The following is a 25,377-nucleotide window of genomic DNA, read 5'->3' as shown; positions in this document are numbered from 1 at the left end:
CATTTCCAGGGCGCGAACGCGGCCAGCGGCTTACATTACCGCGACGCGTCACCTATCGTTCGCCCGACCGTGCGCGCGCTCGCCTGCATCGCTCTTGCCGCTCTCCTCGCCGGCCCTGCGGCCGGCGTTTGTGTCGGCGACTGCGACGGCGATGGTGCGGTGCGGATCAACGAGCTGGTGGCCGCCGTCGCCATCGCGCTCGGCCAGGCGCCGGTTGCGAGCTGCGCCGCCGTGGACGTGAACGCTGATCGCGAGGTGTCGATCAGCGAGCTGATCGCCGCCACCAACGCGCTGCTCTCGGGCTGTCCGGTCGATGCGCCTACCCCGACGCCGAGTCCGAGTCCCACCGTGCCCGGCAACCACCCGCCGCTGCTGCCCCCGCCGTTCGTCTACCGCGGCGTCGTCGGCCAGGCGATCGCGCGTCCGATCGGCGCCGTCGATCCCGAGGGCGGTGCCGTCGCCTGCGCCGCCGAGGCCCTGCTCGCCGGCATGACGCTCGAGGACGACGTCCTGCGGTGGACGCCGGCCGACGAGCAGCTCGGGCTCGTCGCGGTGCCGGTGCGGTGCCAGGATGCCGCCGAACCGCCGCTGAGCGCCAGCGGCGATCTGCCGTTCCGCATCGCGCCGCGCGATCCGTGCACGGTCCCGGTCTGCGATCCGGCGAGCGGCTGCGGCGAGTCGGTGGTGGGGCTCGCGCAGCGCTGCTGCGACAACGTCGATCTGCCGCGCCTGCCCGAAGCCGAGGTGTTCTGCCCGCAGGGCCGGCTGCTGCAGATCGGGACCAATACGCTCGGCTTCGGCCCCTTGCAGAGCTGCGACCACCTGCGCTTTCGCCAGCGCGCGCAGACCAGCGCCGATGTCCGCGTCCACATCCGGGTGAGCTGCGTCAATCCGTTGAATCGCGTCGCCGTCAGGATGCGGCTCGACAGCGCGGTGCTCGGCGTCCTGGTCGATGCGCAGGCGAACGTCTTTCTGCCGACCGTTCCGACCGATGGCTTCTACGAGCGCCGCGCCCTGTCGTTCCCCTTCGACCGGAGCGGACCCTTCCTCGCCATCGAAGAGACGGAAGCCAACCTGACCGTGACCGTGCGCGATTCCGACGACGTCGAGGTCAGCAAGACGGTGCGCGTCATCCTGACCTCGGACGCGCTGCTGCCCGATCTGCCGGATCCCTGAGCGGCGCCGGCCCCTCAGCGCGTGCAGGACGCCGGGCAGGCATCGCCGTCGTCCGTGTTGCCGTCGTCGCAGTCCTCGTTCGTCTCGACGACGCCGTTGCCGCACAGCGGCGGCGCGCACAGCACGCGATCCTGGATGTAGAAGGCGCCACCGACGCAGTCGGCGCGGGCGGCCACGGTGGTGAGCAAGTCCCCCGGCGAACGGCCGGAGCGACTCACGAAGTCCGGGCAGCGAGCCGCCAGGCGCAGCGCGGCCTGTTCGACGGCACGGCTCAGGTGGCGGTCGGCGCCCGCGAGCAGCGGCCCACGGGACGCGGCGCCGCCAGCGCTGGCGGCGACCCGATCCATGCAACGGCGTCGGCTGCGCAGCGCGTACTGCATGACGTCGCTGACCGCGGCAGCGGTGGCCGATGCGCAGGCGTTCCCTGTCCCCAGCGCGCCGAAGGCGGCGGAATCGGCGGCGCGCTCCCAGTCGCGACAGAAGTCGATGAGGTCCTGTTGCAGATCGAACGAGCCCAGGAACTGCAGGGTGGAGGCCTGGCGTTCGGTGCAGGCGGTGGCGACCTCGTCCTGCGACCGACGGCGCGCCTCGGCGATGCGCGCCGTCGTCGCCGCCTCGTCGCAGACGCCGCCGTCGAGTGCGGTCTCGCGACAGGCGCGGCGCGCCGCCCAGGCGTCGGACGCGCAGCGCGCCGCTGCCCGTGCGATCACCCGTTGGCAGCGCAGCACGTCGCCGGTGAACCCGCCCCAGGAGTCGAACGGCAAGCGCCCGCCATGGGCCAGCGCGGAACCCGCGACGGCAAGTGAGACGACCAGCGAGGCGAGCTCGGGCCGCGCCGCCCGGATCCATCGAGCCATCGGTCGGACGAACGCTACGACAGGCAAAATACTGTGGCAAGCACGCGTCGCGCAGGGGGTTTCACGCTTGAGGCAAATTTGACTCGATGGAACCCCTCCTCTAACGTCGGCTGCATTCATGCGGTCGGACCGAATGATTCCGCGCCGTCGTGCGACGCCGGTGCGGCACGTGCCGCAGGTCGGACGGGCCGCGGCGCGCTGACGGCGGCCGTGGAGGAGGGGCGCATGACGACTCGGAGTGCCCGCTGGTCGGCGGGCTGGCTGGTGGGCATCGGTGCCGCTCTGCTGCTCGGCGGCGCGGCCCCTGCGGCGGCGTGCTGCGGCGATTGCGACGGCAACGGCGAGGTTGCGGTCAACGAGCTTCTGCAGGGCGTCAACATCGCGCTCGGCGCACAACCCATGTCCCTCTGTCCGGTCTTCGACCTCGGCGGCGACAACCAGGTCGACATCAGCGAGTTGCTGACCGCCGTCAAGGCGGCGCTCGAAGGCTGCCCGGCGCCGACCATCACCACGATCGCTGGTACCGGCATCGCCGGCATCACCGACGAAGGAATCCCGCCGCTCGAGTCGAACCTCTACCTGCCGCAGGACGTGACCGTCGGTCCGGACGGCTACGTGTACGTCGTCGACTGGAACAATCACCGCGTCCGCCGCATCAGGAACGGCATCCTCGAGACCGTCGCCGGCACCGGCGAGCTCGGCGACGCCAAGGACGGCGTCGCCCTCTACACGCAGTTCAATCATCCCACCAACGTCGCCTTCGACCACGAAGGCCGGATGATCATCGCGGCCTGGCACAACAGCCTGGTGAAGCGGCTCGACCTCACCACCGGTCTGGTCACCAATCTCGCCGGCACCGGCGCCCGCGCCTTCGGCGGCGACGGCGGCCCCGGTAACAACGCGCTGCTCGATCTGCCGAGCTCGGTCGTCATCGACAGCAACGACAACATCATCATCTCCGACCAGGCGAACTACCGCCTGCGCATCCTCGAGCCGAGCGGCATCATCAACACCTTCGCCGGCATCGGCACGCCGGGCAGCGCCGGCGACGACGGGCCGGCGATCCAGGCGCAGCTCAATGGGCCGAAGGGCCAGTCGGCTCCCCCCGCGAGCCGCATCGCGATCGACGACCGCAATCGGATCTTCATCGCCGACACCGGCAACCACAAGATCCGGATGATCGACGAGGTCGGCACCATCCACACCGTGGTCGGCACCGGCCAGCGCGGCTACGGCGGCGACAACGGGCCGGCGCTCGCGGCGACGCTCGACACGCCGAGCGACGTCGCGGTGGCGCCGAACGGCACGCTCTACATCGCCGACACGATGAACAACGTCGTTCGCGTCGTGAACCCGGCCGGCATCATCCATACCTTCGCCGGCACCGGCACGCGCGGCTTCAGCGGCGACGGCGGTCCGGCGGCCGCGGCGCAGCTCGATCGCCCCTACGGCGTCGGCCTGGCGCCGAACGGCGACGTCTACATCGCCGACACCCACAACCAGCGCATCCGCGAGGTCACCGGCCTCAACCTGCCGCCACCGCCGACGCCGCGGCCGACGCCGACGCCGGAGATCATCCCCTGCAGCGACGTCGTCGGCTCGATCTGCACCTTCGCCGGCAACGGCGGCGAGGGCTACGACGGCGAGGGCAGGGATCGCCTGCTGACGACGCTGTACTGGCCGTTCGACATCTCGTTCCTGTCCAACGGACGGCGCATCTTCCTCGACTGGAACAATCACAAGGTGCGCGAGATCCTGCCCGACGACACCATCCAGACCATCGCCGGCTCCGACTTCGTCGGCGATGGTCCGGCCGATCTCAGCGACCTGACGCCGGCCGGCGCGCCGCCGCTGACCGTCGACCTCAACCATCCCACCGACGTCCTCGAATTCCCCAACCACGACGTCATCTTCATGGCCTGGCACAACCACAAGATCCGCGTCATCGACCACGAGACCGGACGGGTGCGGGTGCTCATGGGCGCCGGCGCCGCTTTCGCCGGCGACGGCGGGCCGGCCAAGGACGCGCGCGTGAATCAGCCGCCGCACGGCACCTGGGACGACCGGGGCAACTTCTTCATCATCGATCAACGCAACCAGCGCATCCGCGTCCTCTACGATTTCGCCACCCAGCGGGAGAACGCGATCATCGATACCATCGCCGGCACCGGCACCGCCGGCTTCAACGGCGACGGCCCGGCGCTGGCGACGCAGCTCAACTTCCCCGCCGGCGGCAATCCGGAGCCGTCGGGTGGCCTGTCGTTCGGTCCGGACGGCGCGCTCTACTTCTCCGACAGCAACAACAACCGGATCCGCAAGATCGTCTTCGGCGGCGCGGCTGACTACAAGGACGGCCAGATCGTCACCGTCGCCGGCACCGGGGAGCGCGACTTCGGCGGCGACGGCGGGCCGGCCGTCGAGGCGAGGATCGCCTACCCGGAGGATCTCGAGATCGGGCCGGACGGCAACCTCTATTTCGCCGACACCAACAACAACCGGGTCCGCATGATCGACCTGGCGACCGGCGTGATCAGCACCGTCGCCGGCACCGGCGAGAAAGGCTATGCCGGCGACGGCGGCCAGGCCGTCGACGCCAAGCTCAACCGACCGTTCGGGGTCGCCTTCGACGACGACGGTGACCTGTACATCTCGGACACGTTCAACAGCCGCATCCGCAAGGTGAAGCGATAGAAGCAGCGATCGTGACGCGGCGGCGCGGAGTCGACGAGAGACGCCGCGCCGCCCCGCGCCGCCGCGATTCTCCGTTGATGTCCGTGAAGCGATTTCTTCTCGGGGTTCTCCTTCTCTTTCTCGCGGCGCCGGCCACTGCCGCCTGTCCCGGGGACTGCAACGGCGACGGCAGCGTCGACATCGGCGAGCTGATCCGCGGCGTCAACATCGCGCTCGGCAGCGCGCCGGCGTCGGTCTGTCCGGCGCTCGACACCAACGGCAGCGGCTCGGTGTCGATCTCCGAGCTCATCGCCGCCGTCAACGTGGCGCTCACCGGCTGCCCGGTGGTGACGCCGACGCCGATTCCCACCGCCACGCCGACCGGCGGCGTCGATGCGATCTTCCCCGCCGACTACCGCGACACCTTCATCGAGGTGCGCGACTGCCGGCTCAGCGTCGAGCACGGCGGCGTCAACATCCGCGTCCTCGCCAATCCGATCGCTGCCGAGCCGTACCTGCGCAACGAGAGCCCGCTGCCGGTCGGCAGCATCGTCGTGAAGGAGGAGTACGACGGATCCGGCTGCGCCGACCGCGATCTCAGCCGCTGGCGGGCGATGCGCAAGGAGGAGCCGGGCTTCGATCCGGACGACGGCGATTGGCACTGGCAGTGGGTCGACGCGCCGTCGCGCCGCGTCCGCTTCGACGACAAGGCGACCTGCATCGGTTGCCACGTGCAGCCCGAGTGCCTGGCGCGGGACCACATGTGCACCGTCGGGCAGACGCGCGGCCGGCTGCGCCCAACCTTGGAGAACCTGCCGGCGGCGCTGCTCTCGGTGTCGGGCACCGGGCCCAAGGACGTCTACGCGGTCGGCGCCGATCCGCACGACGGCAGCGGCCCCCTGATGTTGCACTACGATGGCGCCGGTTGGGATCGCCTGCTCACCGGCGCCACCGGCGACCTCTGGTGGATCGGCGTCGCGCCGATCGGCAACGCCTTCTACCTCTCCGGCGATGGCGGGCTGATCCTGCGCTACGACCTCGCGTCGCGTCAGGTGAGCCGCGACACGACCCCGGGTCGCGAGCGCATCTACGGGACGTGGGGCGCCTCGGCGAGCGACGTCTGGGCGGTCGGCGCCGACATCGACCGCCCCGACGCCGGCGGCGTCATCTGGCACTACGACGGCGTCGCCTGGGCGCCGGTCGACCTGAGCGGCGTGCGCCCGAGCGGCATTCCACAGCTCTTCAAGGTGTGGGGGCGGGCGGCCGACGACGTCTATGCCGTCGGCTTCCGCGGCGTCGTGCTGCACTGGAATGGCCGCGCCTGGTCGGTGGTGACCACGCCCAACATCAACGACCGGCAGCTCTTCACCGTGCACGGCAATGCCAGCCGAGTCGGCGCGGTCGGCGGCTTCTTCGCCGAGGCGTTGCTGCTCGAGCGCGAGGGCGCGGGCGACTTCCTGCTCGCCAACCCCGCCAACAGTCCGCAGTTGAACGGCGTCTTCTACTCGCCGGACGATCGCGCGGTCGCGGTGGGCAACAGCCTCGCGGTGGCGACGCGGGACGCCGCCGGCTGGGTCACGGTGGACGAAGGGAGCGACGACCAGGGGCGCGATTTCCACGCCGTCTGGGTCGACAGCGAGGACGGCATCTGGGCGGTCGGCGGCGACCTCGCGGACCTGAACAACGGCGTCCTCCGCTATGGCGGCCCGCAACTCGTCAGCGGGACCGTGCGACCGTAGGTTCCATGCGCAGGGTGCGTGTCGCGGCGCTGTGCGCCGGCGTCTCGGTGCTGCTCGCCGCGTGCGGCAGCGGCGACGCCTCGGGGCCGGTCGCGACGCCGACGGGAACGTCGCCGGCGACCGTCACCGCCACCGGCACGCGTGCCGCCAGCGCAACGCCGGTCGCGACGGCCACCGCGACGGTCGCCCCGAGCCGCACCGCGACGCCGGTCGCGACGGCGACCGCGACCGCCACGCCGCTGGCCACCGACACCGCCGCGCCGACGCCGACCGCCGGGCCCGACTGCGCCGCGCTCGGCACCATCTGCACCGTCGCCGGCACCGGCAAGGCGCAGTTCGACGGCGACGGCCGCCCGGCCCGCGACACCTCGCTCTACTTCCCGATCGACGTCCTCTTCGACCGCGCCGGCCGCCTGCTGATCATGGACTGGAACAACCTCCGCCTGCGCCGGGTGAACGGCGACGGCACGGTGGAGACGATCATGGGCACCGATTTCGAGGACTTTCCCGCCGACGGCGCCCTGGCCAAGGATTCGCCGCTGCACCACGCCAGCAACATGGAGTACGACGTCGCCGGCAACCTCTACATCGCCGGCGACCACGTGCCGGTGGCGTTCATGGTCGACACCACCGACCACGTCTACACGGTGGCCGGCAGCGACGCCTACGGCTACGCCGGCGACGGCGGCCCGGCACGCGAGGCGGCCCTGAGCACGCCCTTCGGCGTCCTGCCGGACTCCGACGGGGGCCTGTTCATCAGCGACGTCGACGCCAACGTCATCCGCTACGTCGACGCCGCCAGGATCATCCACACCGCGGCGGGCACCGGCGACCGCGGCTACGCCGGCGACGGCGGCCCGGCGACCAGCGCGCTGCTCAACGGTCCGTCGCGCCTGCAGTTCGGGCCCGACGGCGCGCTGTACTTCTGCGAGATCAAGAACCACGTCATCCGCCGCATCGACGCCAGGGGCGTCATCTCCACCATCGCCGGCACCGGCCAGCGCGGCTATAGCGGCGATGGCGGCCCGGCGACCGCCGCCCGGCTCGACACGCCGTACGACATCCAGTTCGCCCCCAACGGCGACCTCTACCTGGCCGACACCGGCAACAACGTCATCCGCCGCATCGACACCGCCGGCGTCATCTCCACCGTCGCCGGGAACGGCGAACCGACCTTCGCCGGCGACGGCGGCCCCGCCGCCACCTGTTCGCTGCGCCGACCCTCCGCGCTGTTCCTCGACCCGGAGGGCTCGCTGTGGATCGCCGACACCTCCAATCACCGCATCCGCCGCATCTCCCGCTTCCTCGACGCCGTCCCCGGCCGCCGCTGATCGACCGCCGCGATCCCGCCCCTCTGCGCGGCGCCGCGGTGGAATGCGTCTTGACAGAAAATGCTCAGACCGTGCTAACCAGGGGCAGGGGGTCACCTGCCACGGCTGGCACCCGATCGGTCGGTTGAGTCGGTTCGGGGACGGAGGACAGCACGATGAGCGAGAAAAAGGGGGGACTGCCCTCCCTGCGGAGGTCGCCGTTGGATTTCCTCAGCCAGGAGGAGGCGCGCCAGGCGGTGAAGCCGGTGGCCGCGCTGGACGCCGACGAAGCGGCGCGGGCCCTGCGCACGGAACCGAACAGCGAGAAGCTGTTGCTGGCGCAGCACATGTCGCACGCCTCGCACGGCAGTCACGGCTCGCACGGCTCCCACGGCTCGCACGGCAGCCACGGCAGCCACGGGTCGCACGGCTCGCATGGCAGTCACGGTTCGCACGGCAGTCACGGCTCGCACGGCAGTCACGGCTCGCACGGGTCGTGGTGAGCGGCGTCGCGAGAACCGATCGTCGATGAGGGGGATCCTCCCCGTCCGCCCAGGCCTGCTGCTGGGGATCGTCGCGGTGCTTGGGGTGGCGCAGGGGGCGTCCGCCCTGATCATCACCGGTGGGCCGGTCTACAGCCTGCCCGGCGGCGGCACGTGCGCGGTCGCCAACCAGCCGACGCGCGGCACCGGCGCGACCGTCACCTGCACCGGCGTCAACCTGGCGGCGCACACGAAGGTGTACTTCGGCCTGCGCGTCGACCAGTCGGTGAACGGCAACACGATGACCGGCGCCGCGCCGGCGGCCGCGAACCGCTTCACCTATTCGACGACCTCTGGGAGCACGATCACCTACACCGGGTCGACCTCGGTCTCCTCGTTGTCGGGGTTGGGGGCGCCGAGCGTCACCAACACCCTGAACATCACCCTGATCGGCGGGTCGGCGTCGATCGTGGCCACCGGCGGCACGCCGGCCAACAACGGCAGCAACGGCGACATCGAGCGGCTGTTCCAACTCACCAGCGGTTCGAGCTTCACCTTCGACGTCGACATCCTCGCCAATGCCACCGGCATCGGCTCGGGGCAGGCGTGTCCGGCCGTGTACGACCCGGCGCACGCCAGCGCCGGCAACAATGGCGACATCAGCCGCGTCGACCTGGCCTTCTACTACTCGGACTGCGGCGATGGGGTGGTGGACAGCCCCGAGCAGTGCGACGGCGGGGCGTGCTGCACGAGCGCCTGCGCGTACGCCTCGGCGAGCACGGTCTGCCGCTCGGCCGGCGGCGTGTGCGACGTGCCGGAGACCTGCACCGGGTCGAGCGCGGCCTGTCCGGCGGATGCCAAGAGCACGGCGCAGTGCCGCGCCTCGGCCGGTGTGTGCGACGTAGCGGAGTCGTGCGACGGGGCGGGCAACGACTGCCCGGCGGATGCCAAGAGCACGGCGCAGTGCCGCGCCTCGGCCGGCGCCTGTGACGTGGCGGAATTCTGCGACGGCGCGAGCAACGCCTGCCCGGCGGATGCGAAGAGCACGGCGCAGTGCCGCGCCGCGGCCGGCGCCTGCGACGTGGCGGAATTCTGCGACGGCGCGAGCAACGCCTGCCCGGCGGATGCGAAGAGCACGGCCCAGTGCCGCGCCGCGGCCGGCGCCTGCGACGTGGCGGAATTCTGCGACGGCGCGAGCAACGTCTGCCCGGCGGATGCGAAGAGCACGGCCCAGTGCCGCGCCTCGGCCGGCGCCTGCGATGTCGCGGAGTCGTGCGACGGCGTTGGCAACGACTGCCCGAGCGATGCCCTGCAGCCGAGCGGCACGGTCTGCCGCACGTCGGCCGGCGCCTGCGACGTCGCCGAGGCCTGCACCGGATCGAGCCCGACGTGTCCGGCCGACGGCTTCCAGCCCAACACCACGGTCTGCCGCGGTGTCGCCGGCGTGTGTGACGTGGCCGAGACCTGCACCGGGACGGGGCCGACGTGTCCGTCGGACAGCTTCCAGCCGAACAGCACGGTCTGCCGCGGGGCGGCGGGCGTGTGCGACGTCGCCGAGACCTGCACCGGGGCGGGCGCGGCGTGTCCCAGCGACGCCTTCGCTTCCAGCAGCGCCGTGTGCAGGTCCAGTGCCGGCGTGTGTGACGTGGCCGAGACCTGCACCGGGACGAGCGCCGCCTGTCCAGCGGACGCCAAGAGCAGCGGGGTGTGCCGCGCCTCGGGCGGCGTCTGCGACGTGGTCGAGGTCTGCGATGGCGTCGGGAACGACTGTCCCGCCGATGCCAAGAGCACCGCGGTGTGCCGTGCCGCGGCCGGCGTCTGCGACGTCGCCGAGGTCTGCGACGGCCTCGGGAACGCCTGTCCGAGCGATGTCTTCCAGTCGAGCAGCACCGTCTGCCGCGGAGCCGCGGGGGCGTGCGACGTTGCCGAGACCTGTACCGGGACGAGCGCGGCCTGTCCCGCGGACGTCAAGAGCACCGCGGTGTGTCGCGCCGCGGCCGGTGTCTGCGACGTCGCGGAGGCGTGCGACGGCCTCGGCAACGACTGTCCGGGCGACGTCAAGAGCACGGCCCAGTGTCGCGCCTCGGCCGGGGTCTGCGATCCCGCCGAGGTCTGCGATGGAGTCGGCAACGCCTGTCCCGCCGACGCCTTCGAACCGGCGAGCACCGTCTGCCGCGGCGCTGCCGGCGTCTGCGATGTCGCCGAGCACTGCACCGGATCGAGCGCCGCGTGTCCGGCGGATGTCTTTCAGCCGAGCGGCACCGTGTGCCGCGGCGCGGCCGGCGCCTGCGACGTCGCCGAGACCTGCACCGGGGCGAGCGCCGCCTGTCCGGGCGATGCCAAGAGCACCGCCGTGTGCCGCGCCTCGGGCGGCGTCTGCGACGTCGTCGAATCGTGCGACGGGGTGAGCAACGACTGTCCAGCGGACGCCAAGAGCACCGCCCAGTGCCGCGCCACGGCGGGCGTCTGCGACGTCGCCGAATTCTGCGACGGCCTCGGCAACAACTGCCCGGCCGACGCCTTCGTCCCCAGCAGCACGGTGTGCCGGGGCGTGGCGGGCATCTGCGACGTCGCCGAGCACTGCACCGGGGCGAGCGCCGCCTGTCCGGCGGACGCCTTCCAGCCGAGCAGCACCGTGTGTCGCAGCGCCGCCGGCGTCTGCGACCTGGCGGAGACCTGCACCGGGGCGAGCGCCGCCTGTCCGGGCGATGCCAAGAGCACCGCCGTGTGCCGCGCTGCTGGCGGGGTCTGCGACCTCGTCGAGTCGTGTGACGGCATCGGCAACGACTGTCCTGCGGATGCCAAGAGCACGGCGGTGTGCCGCGCCTCGGGCGGGGTCTGCGACCTCGTCGAATCGTGCGACGGCGTCAACAACGCCTGTCCGAGCGATGCCAAGAGCACGGCGCTCTGCCGCGCCGCCGCGGGCGTCTGCGACATTGCCGAGTGGTGCGATGGCATGAACGACGGCTGCCCGACCAATGCCGTCGAGCCGGCGACCACCGTCTGCCGCGCCGCGGCGGGGGAGTGTGACGTCGCCGAAACCTGCGACGGCGCCGGCGTGGCCTGCCCGGCCAACGCGTTCGCGCCCGCGACCACCGAGTGCCGCGCCGCCGTCGACGTCTGCGACGTCGCCGAGCACTGCACCGGCGCCGCGGTGGCCTGTCCGAGCGACGGCTTTGCGCCGGCAACCACGGTCTGTCGTGCCGCCGCCGGCGTCTGCGACCTGGCGGAGCAGTGCACGGGATCTGGCGCGGTCTGTCCCGGTGACGCCAAGAGCAATGGCGTGTGTCGCGCCTCCGCGGGGATCTGTGACATCGCCGAGAGCTGTGACGGCATTGGCGACGACTGCCCGGCGGACGCGGTCGAGCCCGCCGCCACCGTGTGCCGGGCCAGTGCCGGCGTCTGCGACGCCGTCGAGACCTGCGACGGGGTCGGCGTGGCCTGTCCGGCCGACGCCTTCCAGCCGAGCAGCGTCGTGTGCCGTGCCAGCGCCGACTTCTGCGACATCGCCGAGTACTGCACCGGCAGCGGCGTCGCCTGTCCGAGCGACGCCGTCGCGCCCGCCACCACCACCTGCCGCGCCAGCGCCGGCGTCTGCGATGTCGCCGAGCAGTGCACGGGGGCGAGCGTGAGCTGCCCTCCCGACGCCAAGAGCACGGCCGTGTGTCGCGCGGTCGCCGGGGAGTGCGATGTTGCGGAGAGCTGTGACGGCATCGCCGACGACTGTCCCGCGGACGCCTTCGCGCCGCCCAGCGTCGAGTGCCGGGCCAGCGCCGGCGTCTGCGACGTCGCCGAGCACTGCTCCGGCGCCGCCGCCGCGTGTCCGGCGGACGCGTTCCAGCCGGCCACCCTCGTCTGCCGCGCCGCTGCCGGCGTCTGCGACCTGGTCGAGCAGTGCACCGGCTCCGCCGCCGCCTGTCCGGCCGACGCCAAGAGCATCGCCCTCTGCCGGAGCAGCGCCGGCGTCTGCGACGTCCTCGAGGTGTGCGATGGCGTCGCCGACGATTGCCCGGCCGACGCCGTGCAGCCGACCAGCACGGTCTGCCGCGCCAGCGCCGGGGTGTGCGACGTCGCCGAGCACTGCGACGGCGTCGGGACCGCGTGCCCGCCGGACGCGTTCGAGCCGGCGACCACCACCTGTCGCGCCGCCGCGGACGTCTGCGACCTCGCTGAGCAGTGCACCGGATCGAGCGCCGCCTGCCCGGGGAACGCGTTCGCGCCGGCGACCACCACCTGTCGCGCCGCCGCCGGCGAGTGCGACGTCGCCGAGCAGTGCACCGGCACCAGTGCCCCGTGTCCCGCCGACGCCAAGAGCACCGCCGTCTGCCGCGCCGCGGCGGGGGTCTGCGACGTGGTCGAGATCTGCGATGGTATCGGCAACGCGTGTCCGGCGGACGCCAAGAGCACCGCGGTGTGTCGCGCCGCGACCGGCGTCTGTGACGTCACCGAATCCTGCGATGGCAGCGGCGATGACTGTCCGGCCAACGTCCTGAAGCCCGACGGCACCTCGTGCAGCGACACGCTCTTTTGCAACGGCGCCGAGACCTGCCAGGCGGGCACCTGCATCGACAACCCGGACCCGTGCGTGCTCTGCGACGAGGTCTACGACACCTGCCTCAACGACCTCTGCCCGCTGGCGCCGCAGTCCGGCTGCCGCCACTCGGCCAAGTCGCTGCTGATCATCACGAACAAGGAAGACGACGCGGCCGACCGCTTCACCTGGAAGATGATCAAGGCCGAGGCGACCTCGTTCGCCGACTTCAGCGACCCCATGGGCAGCGCCGACTACGCGCTGTGCCTGTACGCGGGCACCAGCGGCGCGCTGGTGATGGAGATGGGCGTGCCGCCAGGCCCGGCCTGGACGGTGCTCGGCGCGAACAAGGGCTACAAGTACTACGACCCGCCGGCGATCGCCGGCGGCGCGCAGAAGATGACCCTCAAGGCGGCGAACGCCAACAAGGCGAAGCTGATCGTCCGCGGGCGCGGCGTCAGCCTCGGCGATCCGCTGACCAACCCGCTGCTGCCGCTGCCGGTCACGGCGCAACTGACCAACTTCCAGACCGGTGTCTGCTGGGAGACGATGTACGCCGCCCCGTTGCGCAACTCGCCAAGTTCCTTCCGGGCGAAGGAGTGAGGATGCGATCGCGGGCGATCGGGATGGGCTCATGCGCGGCGCTGAAATTGGCGTTGCGCCTCAACTCAGCGCTGTGGTAGGGACCCGTTCAGGGGAAGGAGGAGCAAATGCTGTCACGCCGGGACGTCGTAGGAAAAATTGCCGCCAGTGGGGCCATCATCGTCGCTGCCAAGGCGGCGGGGGCCAGCATGGCGCCGCGTCAGGGTATGGTGGCGGAGCCGAATCGGCTCGAGCCAAAGGCGCCGCAACCGAGTGTCGACATTCCGGAGCAGCCGAGCGCCCTGGCGCCGACCGGTGCCGGTGGCCTTCCCGAGACCGCGCTCGCCGAGGCGCCGTGGGATCTCCTGCGGCCGCTCGAGATGGGCTCCTCGCTCGGCAGCGGCTGGCAGGTGTCAGGTCTGACCGGCGCGGTCGACGGCACCTGCGTGTTGACGCTGCAGAACGAGCGCGGCCGCACGCATCGCATTCACCTGTGCCGCAATGACGGCCGCCCGCAGGGGCTCGTCTTCACCGACGGCATCGACTTGGTGGTGATGAACGGTGGGCAGGGCGACCTCGCGACCGACGAGAGCCTGGCCCAGGCCATCGCCCAGGTGGCGCACGTGTTGGCGGCCAACGAGCGGAAGCAGGCGACCGTTCTGGCCGCGCTGCTGCCGCACGAGGAACGGCTGCGCCGCTTCACGGGCGCGGATCACCGTCTGAGGTAGGTGGTGAGCAAGGAGACGCGTCTCGGATTCTCCCTGGGTCAGGATCACATCTCGTTCGAAGTCGACGAGAGCGTCTACCCGCTCGAAGCGCTCTACGGAGCCTGCTACCTCTTCCTCGAACGCTGCTACGTCTTCCTGTCCCGCACGTCGTCGGGCGCGGTGCTGACGCGTCTGACGGCGCGCGAAGAGGCCAGTGAGCAAGCCCTGGAAGCGCTGGCTGGGGAATTCGCCAACGAGCTGCTGGCGCAGGCGACGCGGCTGCAGCTTTCCCAATCGACCGCCCGCATCCGCGAGTATTACACGGCGGCGGCGCTGCGCGCCGTGACGGCGGCGCCGTCGGTGGACGAGCTGCTCGCCGAGCTCGAGTCGGAGGAGCTGCTCGAGGATCCGCTCGAGATCATGGTGCCGTGGGAAGAGAAGCACGGGAAGACGCCCGGCGACGCCGAGTCGTGATCGCCGGCACGGGTCTCTCGCGATGACGGAGCGGATCACCTTCGATCGATCTCTCTATCTGCCCGAAGCGGTGGTGGCGGCGGCTGAGGTCTACAATCCGTATGCGACGGTGGCGGTCGAAACCGCTGCCGAGGCGACGGTGGCGGTGATCTCGGACGCCCGCGAGTACGATCTGGCGACCGTGGTGCACGCCTTCGCCAACCACGTGCTCTACGAGACCATCGCGCGGCGCCGCCAGGCAGCGCTCGACGAGGGCGCGGCGTGACGGAGCGCAGCCTGACGTTGACGGCGCCGGAGCTGGTCCCGGAAGCGCTCGGGTTCTTCCGCTGGGGGCGGGTCGCCGACCGCGTCGTGGTCACCACCGATGGCGGCGATTGGGCCCTGCTGAGCGAGGCCGAGTTGGCCGATCTGCTCGCCGGGCGGATCGTCGAGGGGCATCCGCTCTTCGCCGAGCTGCAGCGTCTTGGGGTCCTGCGCGACGGGCTCGACCTCGACGCGCTGGCGGCGCGGATGGCGCAGCGCAGTCGCACGGCTCGCCGCGGCGCGGCGCTGCATGTGGTCACCGTGACCCTGCGCGGCACGCCGGGCAGCACCGGCGCGGCGGGCGGGGACGCCGGGCTCGACATGGACCTCGACACCGCGGAGCGGATCGCCGAGCGCGCCCTCGAGAGCACGTCGCCGGCGGTGAGCCTCGAGCTGCAGGGACAGTGCGGCGAGCCGTTGCGCAATTTCGACGCCGTGCGCCGCCTCGTCGAGGTCGCGCGGGAGCGCAATGCGCGTTCCACGGGCAAGCAGTTGACGATCGGGGTGCTGACCAACTTCGCCGAGATGACCGAGGAGCGGGCGGAGTGGCTGCTCGCCAACGACGTGCAGATCACCACCAGCCTCGACGGGCCGGCGGCGCTGCACGACGCGGTCCGCGCCTGGAAGGGCGGCGCCGCGCACGCCGACGTGGTGCGCTGGCTCGACTATTTCACCCGCCGCTACGCCGAGCTGAAGCGCGATCCCGAGCGGTGGCAGGTGCGGGCGCTGCTCACCGTGACGCGGGACACCCTGGGGCGCGGGCAGGACGTGGTGGACGAGTACGAGGCGCGCGGCCTGCGAACCATCCACCTGCAGCCGCTGCCGGCGTGGCGCGTGCCGGCGGCGACGTGGCCGAGCGTCGGCTACGCGATGGACGCCTACCTCGACTTCTACCGCCGGACGCTCGACGATCTGCTGGCGCGCAACCGCCGCGGCCTCGATCTGCGCGAGCAGACCGCGTCGATCGTCCTGACGAAGATCCTCAGCAGCGACGACGTCGGCGCCGTCGACCTGCAGTCGCCCTACGGCGGCGGCACGGCGCAGCTCGCCTACGGCGTCGACGGGCAGATGTTCCCCGACGACGACGCGCGCCTCGCCGACGCGATGGGCGACGCGCTGTTCGCGATCGGCAACGCGCGCGATCTGGCGCTGCCGGACGTGGTGAAGCATCCCACCGTCCGCGCCATTGCCGCGGCCTCGCTGCTCGATGCGCAGCCGATGTGCGCCACCTGCTGGAACAAGCCCTACTGCGGCTTCAGCCCGGTGCAGAACTATCTCACCCAGCGCGATCTCTTCGGGCACCGGCTGCGCTGTCTGCAGTGCAAGGAGCACTTCGCCATCTCGACCCGGCTCTTCGAGCTCCTGGGTGACGAGAGCGACGCCGCGACGCGCGAGATACTCGGTCGCTGGTCGGCGGCCGCGTTGCGCGTCGCGGCGCCGACGCGCATTTCGATCCCGCCCCCTTGAGTCCGTTTCGGGCACCGCTTGGGTGCCGGGACAACCGCCTGCGACCCGGTCCGGCGCGGCGATCCGTTGGGAAAAAGCGGCGCCCGTTGGTCACTGGTCGTACCACCAATTCGACATCGCCGATCAGCTTTTTCGTGGACTTGCGAGGGCGGGCAGTGTTAAGGGACCGGCGAGGGGGAATGCGAGTGGCGAAGCGCAAGGTGTGGGCCATTGCCGCGACGTTGCTGGGCGGATTGATGTGCGCCAGCGCAACGACTGCTCAAGTCTCACCGCTCGATCAGCGGTGTATCGCCGCCTTCAATCAGGGACTGAGAAAAGTCGCCGCGGCGCAGAGCAAGATCGTCAGCCAATGTCTGGCTGACTTCGCCAGCGGGCGGCTCGCGTCGATGACGCCCGAGGATTGCGTCCGATCGGACGTCAAGCACCGATTGGAGAAGGCGGCGACGAAGGCCGCCACCAAGGCCGCCCAGCTCTGCAACGGCAGCACCCCCGCGTTCGGCATCAGCCCAATCGATGTCGGATACCCGCGAGCCGCGTTGGCGCAGATCGACCTCGCGCACGAGACGATCGCGCGCAACCTCAACACCGGACTGATCGGCAACGCGATCGGCGCCTCCTGTCAGGCGAGGGTCGCCTCCACCCTGCTCAAGTGTACCGACCGACGCCTGCGGGAATATCTGAAGTGCCAGAAGAACGCCCTGCGCAAAGGGATCGCGACCGACGCCGCCAGTCTGACCGACGCCTGTCTCGGCATCGGCACCGCCGGCCAACCCGATCCGCTCGGCCACATCCTCGCCGATTGCGACTCGAAGATCGGCGGCGCGATCCTGCAGAACTGCGCCGCGGTGAATGTCGGCGCCGCCTTTGGCCCCTGCGATGCGAGCGATGCCAATGCCGCCACCGACTGCCTCAAGCGCGAGTCGGCCTGCCAGCTCTGTCTGACGATGAATGCCGTCAATGGGCTCTCGCGCGACTGCGACCTGTTCGACGACGGCGAGTCGAACAACGGTAGCTGCGGCAGCGAGTGTCCGGACGGCATCCTGCAGAACGGCGAGTCCTGCGACGACGGCAACACGAACGACAACGACGGTTGCTCGAGTCACTGTTCGATCGAGGGCGGGTGGTCGTGCAGCGGCCAGCCGAGCGTCTGCACCCAGCAGTGCGGCAACGGCGTGCTCGACGCGGGCGAGTCGTGCGACGACGGCGGCACGGCCAACGGCGACGGCTGTTCCAGCGGCTGCCTGGTCGAGAGCGGCTACGAGTGCAGCGGCGCCCCGAGCGTCTGCCAGAAGAAGTGCGGCAACGGCACCGTCGAGGAGGACAACGGCGAGGCCTGCGACGATCACAACCGCAACAACGGCGACGGCTGCTCCAGCACCTGCCAGGTGGAGGACGGCTACAACTGCACCGGGACGGCGCCGAGCGTCTGCACCTTCGTGTGCGGCAACGGCTCGATCCAGCCCGGCGAGACCTGCGACGACAACAACGCCGCGTCCGGCGACGGTTGCAGCAGCACGTGCAAGATCGAACCGGGCTGGTTGTGCTCGGGCGTGCCGAGTGTCTGCGCGCCGAAGTGCGGCGACGGCCTGAAGCGCGGCGCCGAGGGGTGTGACGACGGCAACCTGATCAGCGGCGACGGCTGCTCGTTCCTGTGCCAGGTCGAGCCCGGGTTCCAGTGCACCGGCACACCCAGCAACTGCACCGCCGTCTGCGGCGATGGCTTCATCCGCGGCTTCGAGACCTGCGACGACCACAACACCGTGAGCGGGGACGGCTGCTCCGGACAGTTCTGCCGCCAGGAGCCCGGCCACACCTGCTTCGGCCAGCCCAGCGTCTGCACGGCGGACTGCGGCAACGGTCTCCTCGACCCGGGCGAGGAGTGCGACGACGGGAACCACGTCAACGGCGACGGCTGCCGCGCGAACTGTCGCGTCGAGGCGGGCTATTCGTGCAACGGGCAGCCCAGCCTCTGCGTGCCCACCTGCGGCAATGGCATCCTCGAAGGGGCCGAGCAGTGCGATGACGGCAACACCGTCAGCCGCGACGGTTGCTCGGCGGGATGTCGCAACGAAGCCGGCTGGCTGTGCATCGGGACGAGCTGCAACCAGTACGAAGTCGTGATCGATTCGCCGGCCAACGGCACCTTCACCACCGCGGGCACGCAAGTGATCACCGGCCATTACACGCTGCTGCCGCCCGGCCAGGTGGCGATCACCGTCAACGGCGTCCCGGCCCAGTCGGTGAACACCGCCAACCGGACCTTCTCGCACACCGTGACGCTCAACTCGTCGGCGATCTTCAACCCGGTGCGGGTGCGCGCGACCAACACCGCCAACGGCGACGGCGTCAACGATCGCATCGTCATCATCAACGGTCAGTCGGTCGCCAACGGGGCCTTCTCGCCGCAGAGCGTCGCCCTGCGCATCAACGACAGCGGCCTCGACTCGCTGGAGCCCCTGGTCGCCGGGCTGGCCGCCGGCCAGTTCGACTTCGCGCAACTCCTGCCGCCGGGCACGGTGCTGATCGATCAGTGCTTCATCTCCGTCATCGGCTGCTGGGGCAGCGCGCAGGTGAAGATCGCCAACCCGCCGCCGTCGTTCGGCAGCTTCCAACTGTTCATGGACTCGCAGGTCAACTCGGTGTTCGGCGACATCCGCATCAACAACCTGCGCGTCGACGTCGACATCGTCGGCAGCGGCCTGGTGCCGAATTGCGGCCTGCGCCTGACCGCCAACCAGTTGCGATTGTCGGGCAACTTCACGCTCGAGCCGGCGGGCAATCCGCACAACGACATCGACGTGAACCAGATCACCAACCCGCTCAACACGCAGTTCTCGGGCTTCAACTACTCGTTCACCTACGGGTTGTGCAGCGCGCCGGTGATCGGCGACATCATCCAATCGCTGCTGCCCGACATCCAGCAGGCGACGACCGATGGGATCGCCGGCTTCCTCAAGGACCCCGACGGCCCCGGACCGCAGGACAGCCCGATTGCCGCCGCCATCCAGTCCACGCTCGCCGGCATCTCGATTTCCGGCCCCGTGGGCGAAGGGCTGGGCCTGAATTTCGAGGCGCCGATGTTCCTGGTCGCCGAGGACAACGATGGGATCACCATCGGCGCCCATTCGCGCTTCACGGTGTCGGTCGGGACCGGGCCTGGCCAGTGCATGCCGCCGCCTGGCGCCCCGATCCTGACGCGCTCGTACTCGAAGGCGGAGGCGTTCCCGACCTTCGGTCCCAACACCCCGGTCGCGCACGTGCCCTACGGCATGGGGATCGCCATCTCGACGGCGGGATTCAACCAACTGCTGCGCGGCCAGACCGAGTGCGGCATCATGCGCACCTCGCTCACCGAGATCGATCTGGACGGCCCGGGCGGTGCGCCGCCGCTGCCGCTCGACTCGACGCTGCTGTCGCTGATCGTGCCCGAGTTCGCGCAGCTCCCGCCGGCGACGCCGCTGCGCATCGATGTCCTGCCGACGATCGCGCCGATCGTCACCGGCAACAATGGCCCGGCGGGCGAGCTGACGGAGCTGAAGCTGGCCCAGGTGCTCATCAACATCGTCCAGCCGGGACCCGAAACCGTGTGGATGTCGGGCGCCTTCGATGCGCGCCTCGGTCTCAGCCTCACCTTCGGAGGGTCCGGTCTGTCGATCAACCTGACCCCGCCGCCGCTCAGCGATCTGACGATCGCGATCATCGACAATCCGATCGGCGCCAGCGAGGCGCAGGTCGAGGCGGTGCTCCCGGCGCTCGTGCAGCCGCTGATCCCGAGTCTGGCCGGGGCGCTGTCCGGATTCCCGTTGCCGCAATTCTTCGGGCTCAGCCTGCAGGGCGTCGAAGTGTCGCGCAGCGGCCAGTTCATGTCCCTGTTCGCGAATCTGACTCCAGCGCCCTGAATTGCGTCTGATCGTTGAACCCTAGGCAGAGCCGAAGAGGACGAAGAGGACACCATGAGTGAAAAGAAGAACACGCTGCCCTCGCTGCGAAAGCAGCCCTTGGACTTCCTCAGCCGCGAAGAAGCGCAGCAGGCCGTGAAGCCGGTTGCGAATCTCGACACGGCGGACGCGGCCAACGCGCTGCGCAGCGAGCCCAACAGCGAGAAACTGCTGCTGGCCCAGCACATGTCGCACGCCTCGCACGGCTCGCACGGCAGCCACGGCTCGCATGGCTCGCACGGCTCGCACGGCAGTCATGGGAGCCACGGCTCGCACGGCTCACACGGCAGTCACGGCTCGCACGGCAGTCACGGGAGCCACGGCTCGCACGGCTCGTGGTGAGCCAGCACCAGCCGGCGAAGTGGATGATCGCACCGGAGGCACAATGATGGGAGCTCGGTTCCAGGGGGGATGCACGGCCGCCAGGCGCGCCGTGAGAGGAACGGGAAACCGGCGCCGCGCTGTGGCGGTCGCCGTCGGGCTGATCGCGCTGATCGGCTTCGCCGCCAACGCTTCGGCGCTGATTCTGACCGGTGGGCCGGTCTACAATCTGCCCGGTGGCGGTAGCTGCACGGTGGCGGGCACGACCGGCATCGCGAGTGGCGCGACGCTGACGTGCACCGGTGTGAATCTGTCAGCCCACACCAAGGTGTATTTTGGGCTGCGCAACAACACCAGCGCCAACGGCAACACGATGGACAACACCCAGCCGTCGGGGGCGTCGATCTTCCGCTATCTGACGAGCTCCGGCAGCTCGATCACCTACTCCAGCACGACCAGCATCAACGACGTGCTCAACGGCATTCTGGCCGTCAACAATCGGCTGGTGCTGACGTTGACCGGCGGGAGCGGAACCGTGGTCTCCACGGGGGGAAATCCTGCCGACAATGCCAATGGCGACATCCAGCGTCTCTTCCAGATCACCAGCGGCAGCAGTTTCACCGTGCGGGTCGACGTGCAGGCCAGCAACGTCAACTTCGCCCTCGGCTATGCGCTGAGCGGCCTGTACAATCCGACGCACACCAGCTCGTCCGCTCCCCCGTCGGACATCAGCCGTGTCGACGTCGCCTTCTATTACTCCGACTGCGGCGACGGCGTGGTCGACAACCCCGAGCAGTGTGACCAGGGCGCCGCCAACGGCACCCAGGGCTCCTGCTGCACATCCTCCTGTACGTTCCGCTCCGCGGGCGAAATCTGCCGCCCCGGCGCGGGAGCGCCCTGCGATCTCAGCGAGCAGTGCACCGGCGTCAGCGCTCTCTGCCCGGCCGACGATGCGCCGCTGAACATGGGCAACGTCTGCCGCGCCGGCTCGGGCGACATCTGCGACCAGAACGAGCTCTGCACCGGCGTGCCCGGCCAGGGCTGCCCGCCCGATGACGCCCCGACGAACACCGCCGTCGTCTGCCGCGTCGGCTCGGTCGGCGACTTCTGCGATCTGCCCGAAACCTGCACCGGCGTCCCCGGCGCGACCTGCCCGGCCGACGACGCGCCGACCAAGATCAACGTCATCTGCCGTCCCGGCTCCGGCGACGTCTGCGATCCGGAGGAGCGCTGCACCGGCATCCCGGGTCAGGGCTGCCCGGCGGACGTCGTCGCCAACCCGTCGACCATCTGCCGCGTCGGCTCGGGCGACATGTGCGACCCGAACGAGTACTGCACGGCGATCCCGGGGCAGGCGTGCCCGGCCAACGTGGTGCTGTCGAGCAGCACGGTCTGCCGCGCCTCGTCCGGCGCCTGCGATCTGGTCGAGCAGTGCCCCGGAAGCGCCGGTCAGAAGTGTCCGGGCGACGCGAAGGCGGTGGCGAACACGCCCTGCAACTACGACAACGACGTGTGCACGATCGACGCCTGCGACGGCAATGGCGCCTGCGTCTTCGGCAGCAACCGCGATTGCTCCGATGGCAACTCGTGCACCCAGGACTCCTGCGATCCGCTGCAGGGCTGCCAGTACAGCGGCCAGCCGTCCAACACCTGCACGACGGCCAGCAAGGCCGTGCTGAAGATCCGCGATGCCTCGTCCAACAGCGGCGACAGCGTGAAGTTCCTCTGGAAGGGCGGACCGGCGTTGGTGCCGGACATGGGGAATCCGACCCAGAGCACGCGCTACGAGCTCTGCATCTACGATGGACGCGGGGTGCAGATGGCGATGGGCGTTCCGCCGGGCGTCGGGTGGTCGCCACTCGGCCCGCCGCTGGCGCCGAAGGGCTACAAGTACCTCAACAGCACCGCGACCGCGGACGGGGTCAAGCTGATCAAGACCAAGGGCAGCAATCTGGACCGCGGCCAGGTGAAGTTCGTCGCCAAGGGCAACGCGCTGCCCGATACCGAGGATCTGCCCTTCCAGTACCCGGTCATCGCGCAGGTCTACGCCAGCGACGGCATGTGCTGGGACGCGCAGTTCTCGCTGCAGCAGACCAAGAAGAACGACTCCGGCAAGTTCGGAGCCATCGCGCCCTGAGGCGCCACGGGATCAGGGTGGGCGCGCGCCGCGCGCCCACCCTGCGTACCCCGACCCCCACGAGCGGTCCGCCGTCTTCACCGCGACGGCGTGGAGCCGGGCCGCCCGACCGACGTCGCGCTCACACGCGCTCGAGCACCAGGATCCACTGATTGGTGGATGCGAAGCTCGACGGCTCGTGGGTGACGACGCGCATCCGGTGCCGTCGCACGAAGGGCAGCACCTCGTCGCTGGCGACGTTGCGGAAGTGCTGATGCCCGGCGCGCGGCGCCCGGTCGGCGGCGGCAACCTGCTCCGGCCGGCGCACCATCGCAAATGGCGTCGTTTCCACCATCAACAAAGCGCCGCCGGGTTTGAGCAGCCAGGCCATGCGCGCGAACGCCTCGTCGAGATCGAAGACGTGGTTCAACGAGCGCAGGCACAGCAGGTGGTCGTAGCGCCCCCGGGGCGCCGTGAAATCCTCGATGCCGCCGAGTTGGAATCGTCCTCCCGGCAGTGCGGCGCGCGCGCGTTCGAGGCTGCGCTGGTCGGGGTCCAGGCCGGTGTAGCGGACGACGCCGGAGCGCAGCAGCGGCGCCAGCACCTCGCCGTACGGCTGCTCGCCGCAGCCGACGTCGAGCACCTCGCCGCAGAGTCCGGCGACGTAGTGGCCGATCCATGCCTCCTGGCGCGCGAACGGCGCTTCCTCGACGAGGCGGAAGCGCCGCCCGCAGCCGGCGCGCTGGATGCATGAGCCGCACAGCGGGTCGGGCAGGATCCGCCGCATGCCCTCGCTGATGTCATCGAGCGTTCCCGGCGCGGCGCGGTCGAAGAACAGATGGCTCGAGCGGTCCTTGACGGCCGCGATCTCTCGGTCGTCGAAGTCGCCGGTGTCCGTGACGTGCTGGAGCAGGCGGTCGCCCTCGATCAGCCAGAGCTGGCGCAGGGGATCGATGCCGGCGCCCTTCGCGTACGCGTCGCAGGTCGCGGCCCGATCGGTCGCCGCCACGCTCAGCCCGCTGCGCACGTAGTTGAAGGAGTTCGCGCGCGGCCGCGCATCGGCGGGCGCGCCCGCGCGCGCCAGCGCGGCGCTGGCGCCGAGGCACGTCGCCGGCGGCGCCGGACCGATGAAGACGGGGCGCGGCGGCGCGATCCGCAGCGACAGCTCGGCGAGCCCATCGGCCGCGACCTCCCAGACGAGGAGCGGTCGCGATTCGTCGGCGTTCCAGTCCGCCAGCGCCGCGGCGCCGCGCCGGATCGCCGCGCCGGCGGCCGGGTCTCCGGGGTCGACGGCGACGACGATGGCGGCCTCCGCGGGCTCGAGGTCGGCCGCCAGTTGGCGCAGGGCCGGGAGCAGTTGATCGAGGTCCGCGCCGCGCGTCGACAGCGCGACGTCGACGTCACACGCCCCCGCCCCCTCGCGCTGCCACGCCTGCAGGCCCGCGATGGTCTGCGCGTAGGCGCCGGCAGTGGCGGTGGCGCGATCGTGGGCCTCGCCGACCCCGAACAGTTGCACGCGCAGATACTCGACGCCGGCGCGCCGGAGGCGCTCGCGCCATTTGGGATACACCAGCGCCCGTCCCGTGGTGACGAGTCCCGGCACGCCACCCGCGGCACGGATCATGGCCAGCAGCCGCGGCAGATCGCGCCGCAGCAGCGGCTCGCCGCCCAGCAGCACGACCAACCGTCCCGGTGCCGCTTGCGCCAGCAACGGCCACAGGGCATCGGCGGCCATGGCGTCCGCGCCTGGTGGGGAGGCGATGATCGGACAGGCCGGGCAGCCCGACGAGCAGGCCCCCCCAGTCCAGACGAACAGCGAATCGCCGTGCGGTCTCATCGGCGGAGCAGGGGGAAAGCGGCGCGATGGCTTCCGCCAGGGAGGCCGGCCGGGAGGCGGAGGGCGGGGTGGCCGGGCGTGTCCCCCGACCGGCGCCGCGCCGTCCCCACCCCCACCCCTTGGCGGAGCTCGCTCATCGCTGTCGTTGTGTCACATCGCGCGGCGACTCGAAACGCAATCGTGCATCGCCGGACGCGTGACGCGCTCGGCGCTCCCGCGCCCCAGCGACCCCCACGCCGCGGCGATTTGACCGCTTCCGTCCGGTCCGGTTAGACGGCGCCGATGCCGCGCGTTCTCCCGCCGCTGCTCACCGGCTGCGCCGTGATGGCGCTGGTCGCCGGCGGCGCCGCTCCTCACGCGACGCTGGCTGTCGATGGCGATGGGACGGAGGACGTGTTCATCCCGGCCGGCCTCGAGCCGCTGTTCGCCGACATGCTGGGCACCGGCCAGACGTTGCCCGGGAACTGCACGCTCGCGCACGGCGAGATCGCGCGCACCGCCGTGTCGGCGACGTATGCCTGTCCGAGCGGCGAGGTCGTGGTGCAGCTCGTTCACCCGGACGTGGCGCCGGCCGCGAGCCTGCGCACCGACCGCTTCGCGATCGCGGTGAAGAGCGGCGGCCCGCCGCCCGGGCTGGTCGACGCGCTGGCCCAGCGCGTCCGCGAGCGCGAACGCGACTTCGCGTGGATGCGCACGGACGGCGCCGGGCCGCGGCCCTCGTCGAGGATTCTTCCGACTGCGGTCGCCGGCGCCATGGCGGTGATGCTGGCCTCGGCGGCCGGCCGCGCCCTATTGCGACTCTTCGGGCGCCGGCGCGCGAGGGGGGATCGGCGGCCGGCGGCGAACGACCACTGACCCGCGCCGCCT

At 70.9% G+C, this 25,377-nt stretch carries 17 protein-coding genes; 14 read left to right on the top strand and 3 right to left on the bottom strand.

Annotated features, from left to right (window positions below; all coding sequences use genetic code 11):
• Positions 1-159 precede the first annotated feature (159 nt).
• The gene (locus KF840_12545; protein MBX3025728.1) at positions 160-1,176 is read left to right on the top strand and encodes a hypothetical protein; all 1,017 of its coding nucleotides are present in this window, start codon (positions 160-162) and stop codon (positions 1,174-1,176) included.
• 14 nt (positions 1,177-1,190) lie between these two features.
• Here KF840_12545 and KF840_12540 read toward each other — a convergent pair whose 3' ends face one another.
• Positions 1,191-2,033 carry a hypothetical protein gene (locus tag KF840_12540; protein ID MBX3025727.1) on the bottom strand — a complete coding sequence of 281 codons (843 nt, stop codon included), beginning with the start codon at positions 2,031-2,033 and terminating at the stop codon, positions 1,191-1,193.
• 225 nt (positions 2,034-2,258) lie between these two features.
• Here KF840_12540 and KF840_12535 point away from each other — a divergent pair, with 225 nt between their 5' ends.
• From KF840_12535 to KF840_12495, 9 genes are all read left to right on the top strand, one after another.
• Entirely contained in the window at positions 2,259-4,724 is a 2,466-nt protein-coding gene (locus KF840_12535; GenBank protein MBX3025726.1) for a hypothetical protein, read from the top strand.
• Between the two features lie 77 nt (positions 4,725-4,801).
• A complete protein-coding gene (locus KF840_12530; GenBank protein ID MBX3025725.1) occupies positions 4,802-6,442 on the top strand; it encodes a cytochrome P460 family protein in 1,641 nt (546 codons plus the stop codon).
• Between the two features lie 5 nt (positions 6,443-6,447).
• Positions 6,448-7,773, top strand: a complete 1,326-nt coding sequence (locus KF840_12525) for a hypothetical protein (GenBank protein ID MBX3025724.1) — start codon at positions 6,448-6,450, stop codon at positions 7,771-7,773.
• A 155-nt stretch (positions 7,774-7,928) separates the two neighbouring features.
• Entirely contained in the window at positions 7,929-8,255 is a 327-nt protein-coding gene (hxsA4, locus tag KF840_12520; protein ID MBX3025723.1) for a His-Xaa-Ser repeat protein HxsA4, read from the top strand.
• 25 nt (positions 8,256-8,280) lie between these two features.
• On the top strand, positions 8,281-13,368 hold the full coding sequence (locus tag KF840_12515) for a hypothetical protein (protein MBX3025722.1): 5,088 nt from the start codon (positions 8,281-8,283) through the stop codon (positions 13,366-13,368).
• Positions 13,369-13,475: 107 nt separating this feature from the next.
• Positions 13,476-14,075 carry a hypothetical protein gene (locus KF840_12510; GenBank protein MBX3025721.1) on the top strand — a complete coding sequence of 200 codons (600 nt, stop codon included), beginning with the start codon at positions 13,476-13,478 and terminating at the stop codon, positions 14,073-14,075.
• Positions 14,076-14,078: 3 nt separating this feature from the next.
• On the top strand, positions 14,079-14,528 hold the full coding sequence (hxsD, locus tag KF840_12505; GenBank protein MBX3025720.1) for a His-Xaa-Ser system protein HxsD: 450 nt from the start codon (positions 14,079-14,081) through the stop codon (positions 14,526-14,528).
• Positions 14,529-14,550: 22 nt separating this feature from the next.
• Positions 14,551-14,793, top strand: a complete 243-nt coding sequence (locus KF840_12500; protein MBX3025719.1) for an HxsD-like protein — start codon at positions 14,551-14,553, stop codon at positions 14,791-14,793.
• Positions 14,790-16,298 (top strand): hypothetical protein, encoded by a 1,509-nt coding sequence (locus tag KF840_12495; GenBank protein MBX3025718.1) that lies wholly within the window; start codon positions 14,790-14,792, stop codon positions 16,296-16,298. The genes KF840_12500 and KF840_12495 overlap by 4 nt, the downstream gene beginning before the upstream one ends.
• 266 nt (positions 16,299-16,564) lie before the next feature.
• On the opposite strand, the gene KF840_12490 is transcribed toward KF840_12495, so the two are convergent.
• Positions 16,565-16,858: a hypothetical protein gene (locus tag KF840_12490; protein ID MBX3025717.1), complete on the bottom strand. Its 294-nt coding sequence runs from the start codon at positions 16,856-16,858 to the stop codon at positions 16,565-16,567.
• Here KF840_12490 and KF840_12485 point away from each other — a divergent pair.
• The 3 genes from KF840_12485 to KF840_12475 all read left to right on the top strand — a co-directional run bounded on the left by KF840_12485 (position 16,835) and on the right by KF840_12475 (position 22,694).
• Positions 16,835-20,197 carry a DUF4215 domain-containing protein gene (locus KF840_12485; protein ID MBX3025716.1) on the top strand — a complete coding sequence of 1,121 codons (3,363 nt, stop codon included), beginning with the start codon at positions 16,835-16,837 and terminating at the stop codon, positions 20,195-20,197. The two genes, KF840_12490 and KF840_12485, sit on opposite strands and share 24 nt — an antisense overlap.
• Before the next feature lie 54 nt (positions 20,198-20,251).
• Entirely contained in the window at positions 20,252-20,578 is a 327-nt protein-coding gene (hxsA4, locus tag KF840_12480) for a His-Xaa-Ser repeat protein HxsA4 (protein ID MBX3025715.1), read from the top strand.
• 121 nt (positions 20,579-20,699) lie between these two features.
• Entirely contained in the window at positions 20,700-22,694 is a 1,995-nt protein-coding gene (locus KF840_12475) for a hypothetical protein (protein ID MBX3025714.1), read from the top strand.
• Positions 22,695-22,815: 121 nt separating this feature from the next.
• Here KF840_12475 and KF840_12470 read toward each other — a convergent pair whose 3' ends face one another.
• Positions 22,816-24,510, bottom strand: a complete 1,695-nt coding sequence (locus tag KF840_12470; GenBank protein ID MBX3025713.1) for a methyltransferase domain-containing protein — start codon at positions 24,508-24,510, stop codon at positions 22,816-22,818.
• 282 nt (positions 24,511-24,792) lie between these two features.
• Here KF840_12470 and KF840_12465 point away from each other — a divergent pair, with 282 nt between their 5' ends.
• Complete coding sequence (locus tag KF840_12465; protein MBX3025712.1) at positions 24,793-25,365, top strand: hypothetical protein; 573 nt, start codon at positions 24,793-24,795, stop codon at positions 25,363-25,365.
• The last annotated feature ends 12 nt before the right edge of the window (positions 25,366-25,377 follow it).

The sequence above is a fragment of the bacterium genome (assembly GCA_019637795.1).
Classification (GTDB): Bacteria; Desulfobacterota; Binatia; order HRBIN30; family CADEER01; genus JAHBUY01.
The sequence above is the reverse complement of the archived record's forward strand: the minus strand, read 5'-3'. Positions and strand labels throughout refer to the sequence as shown.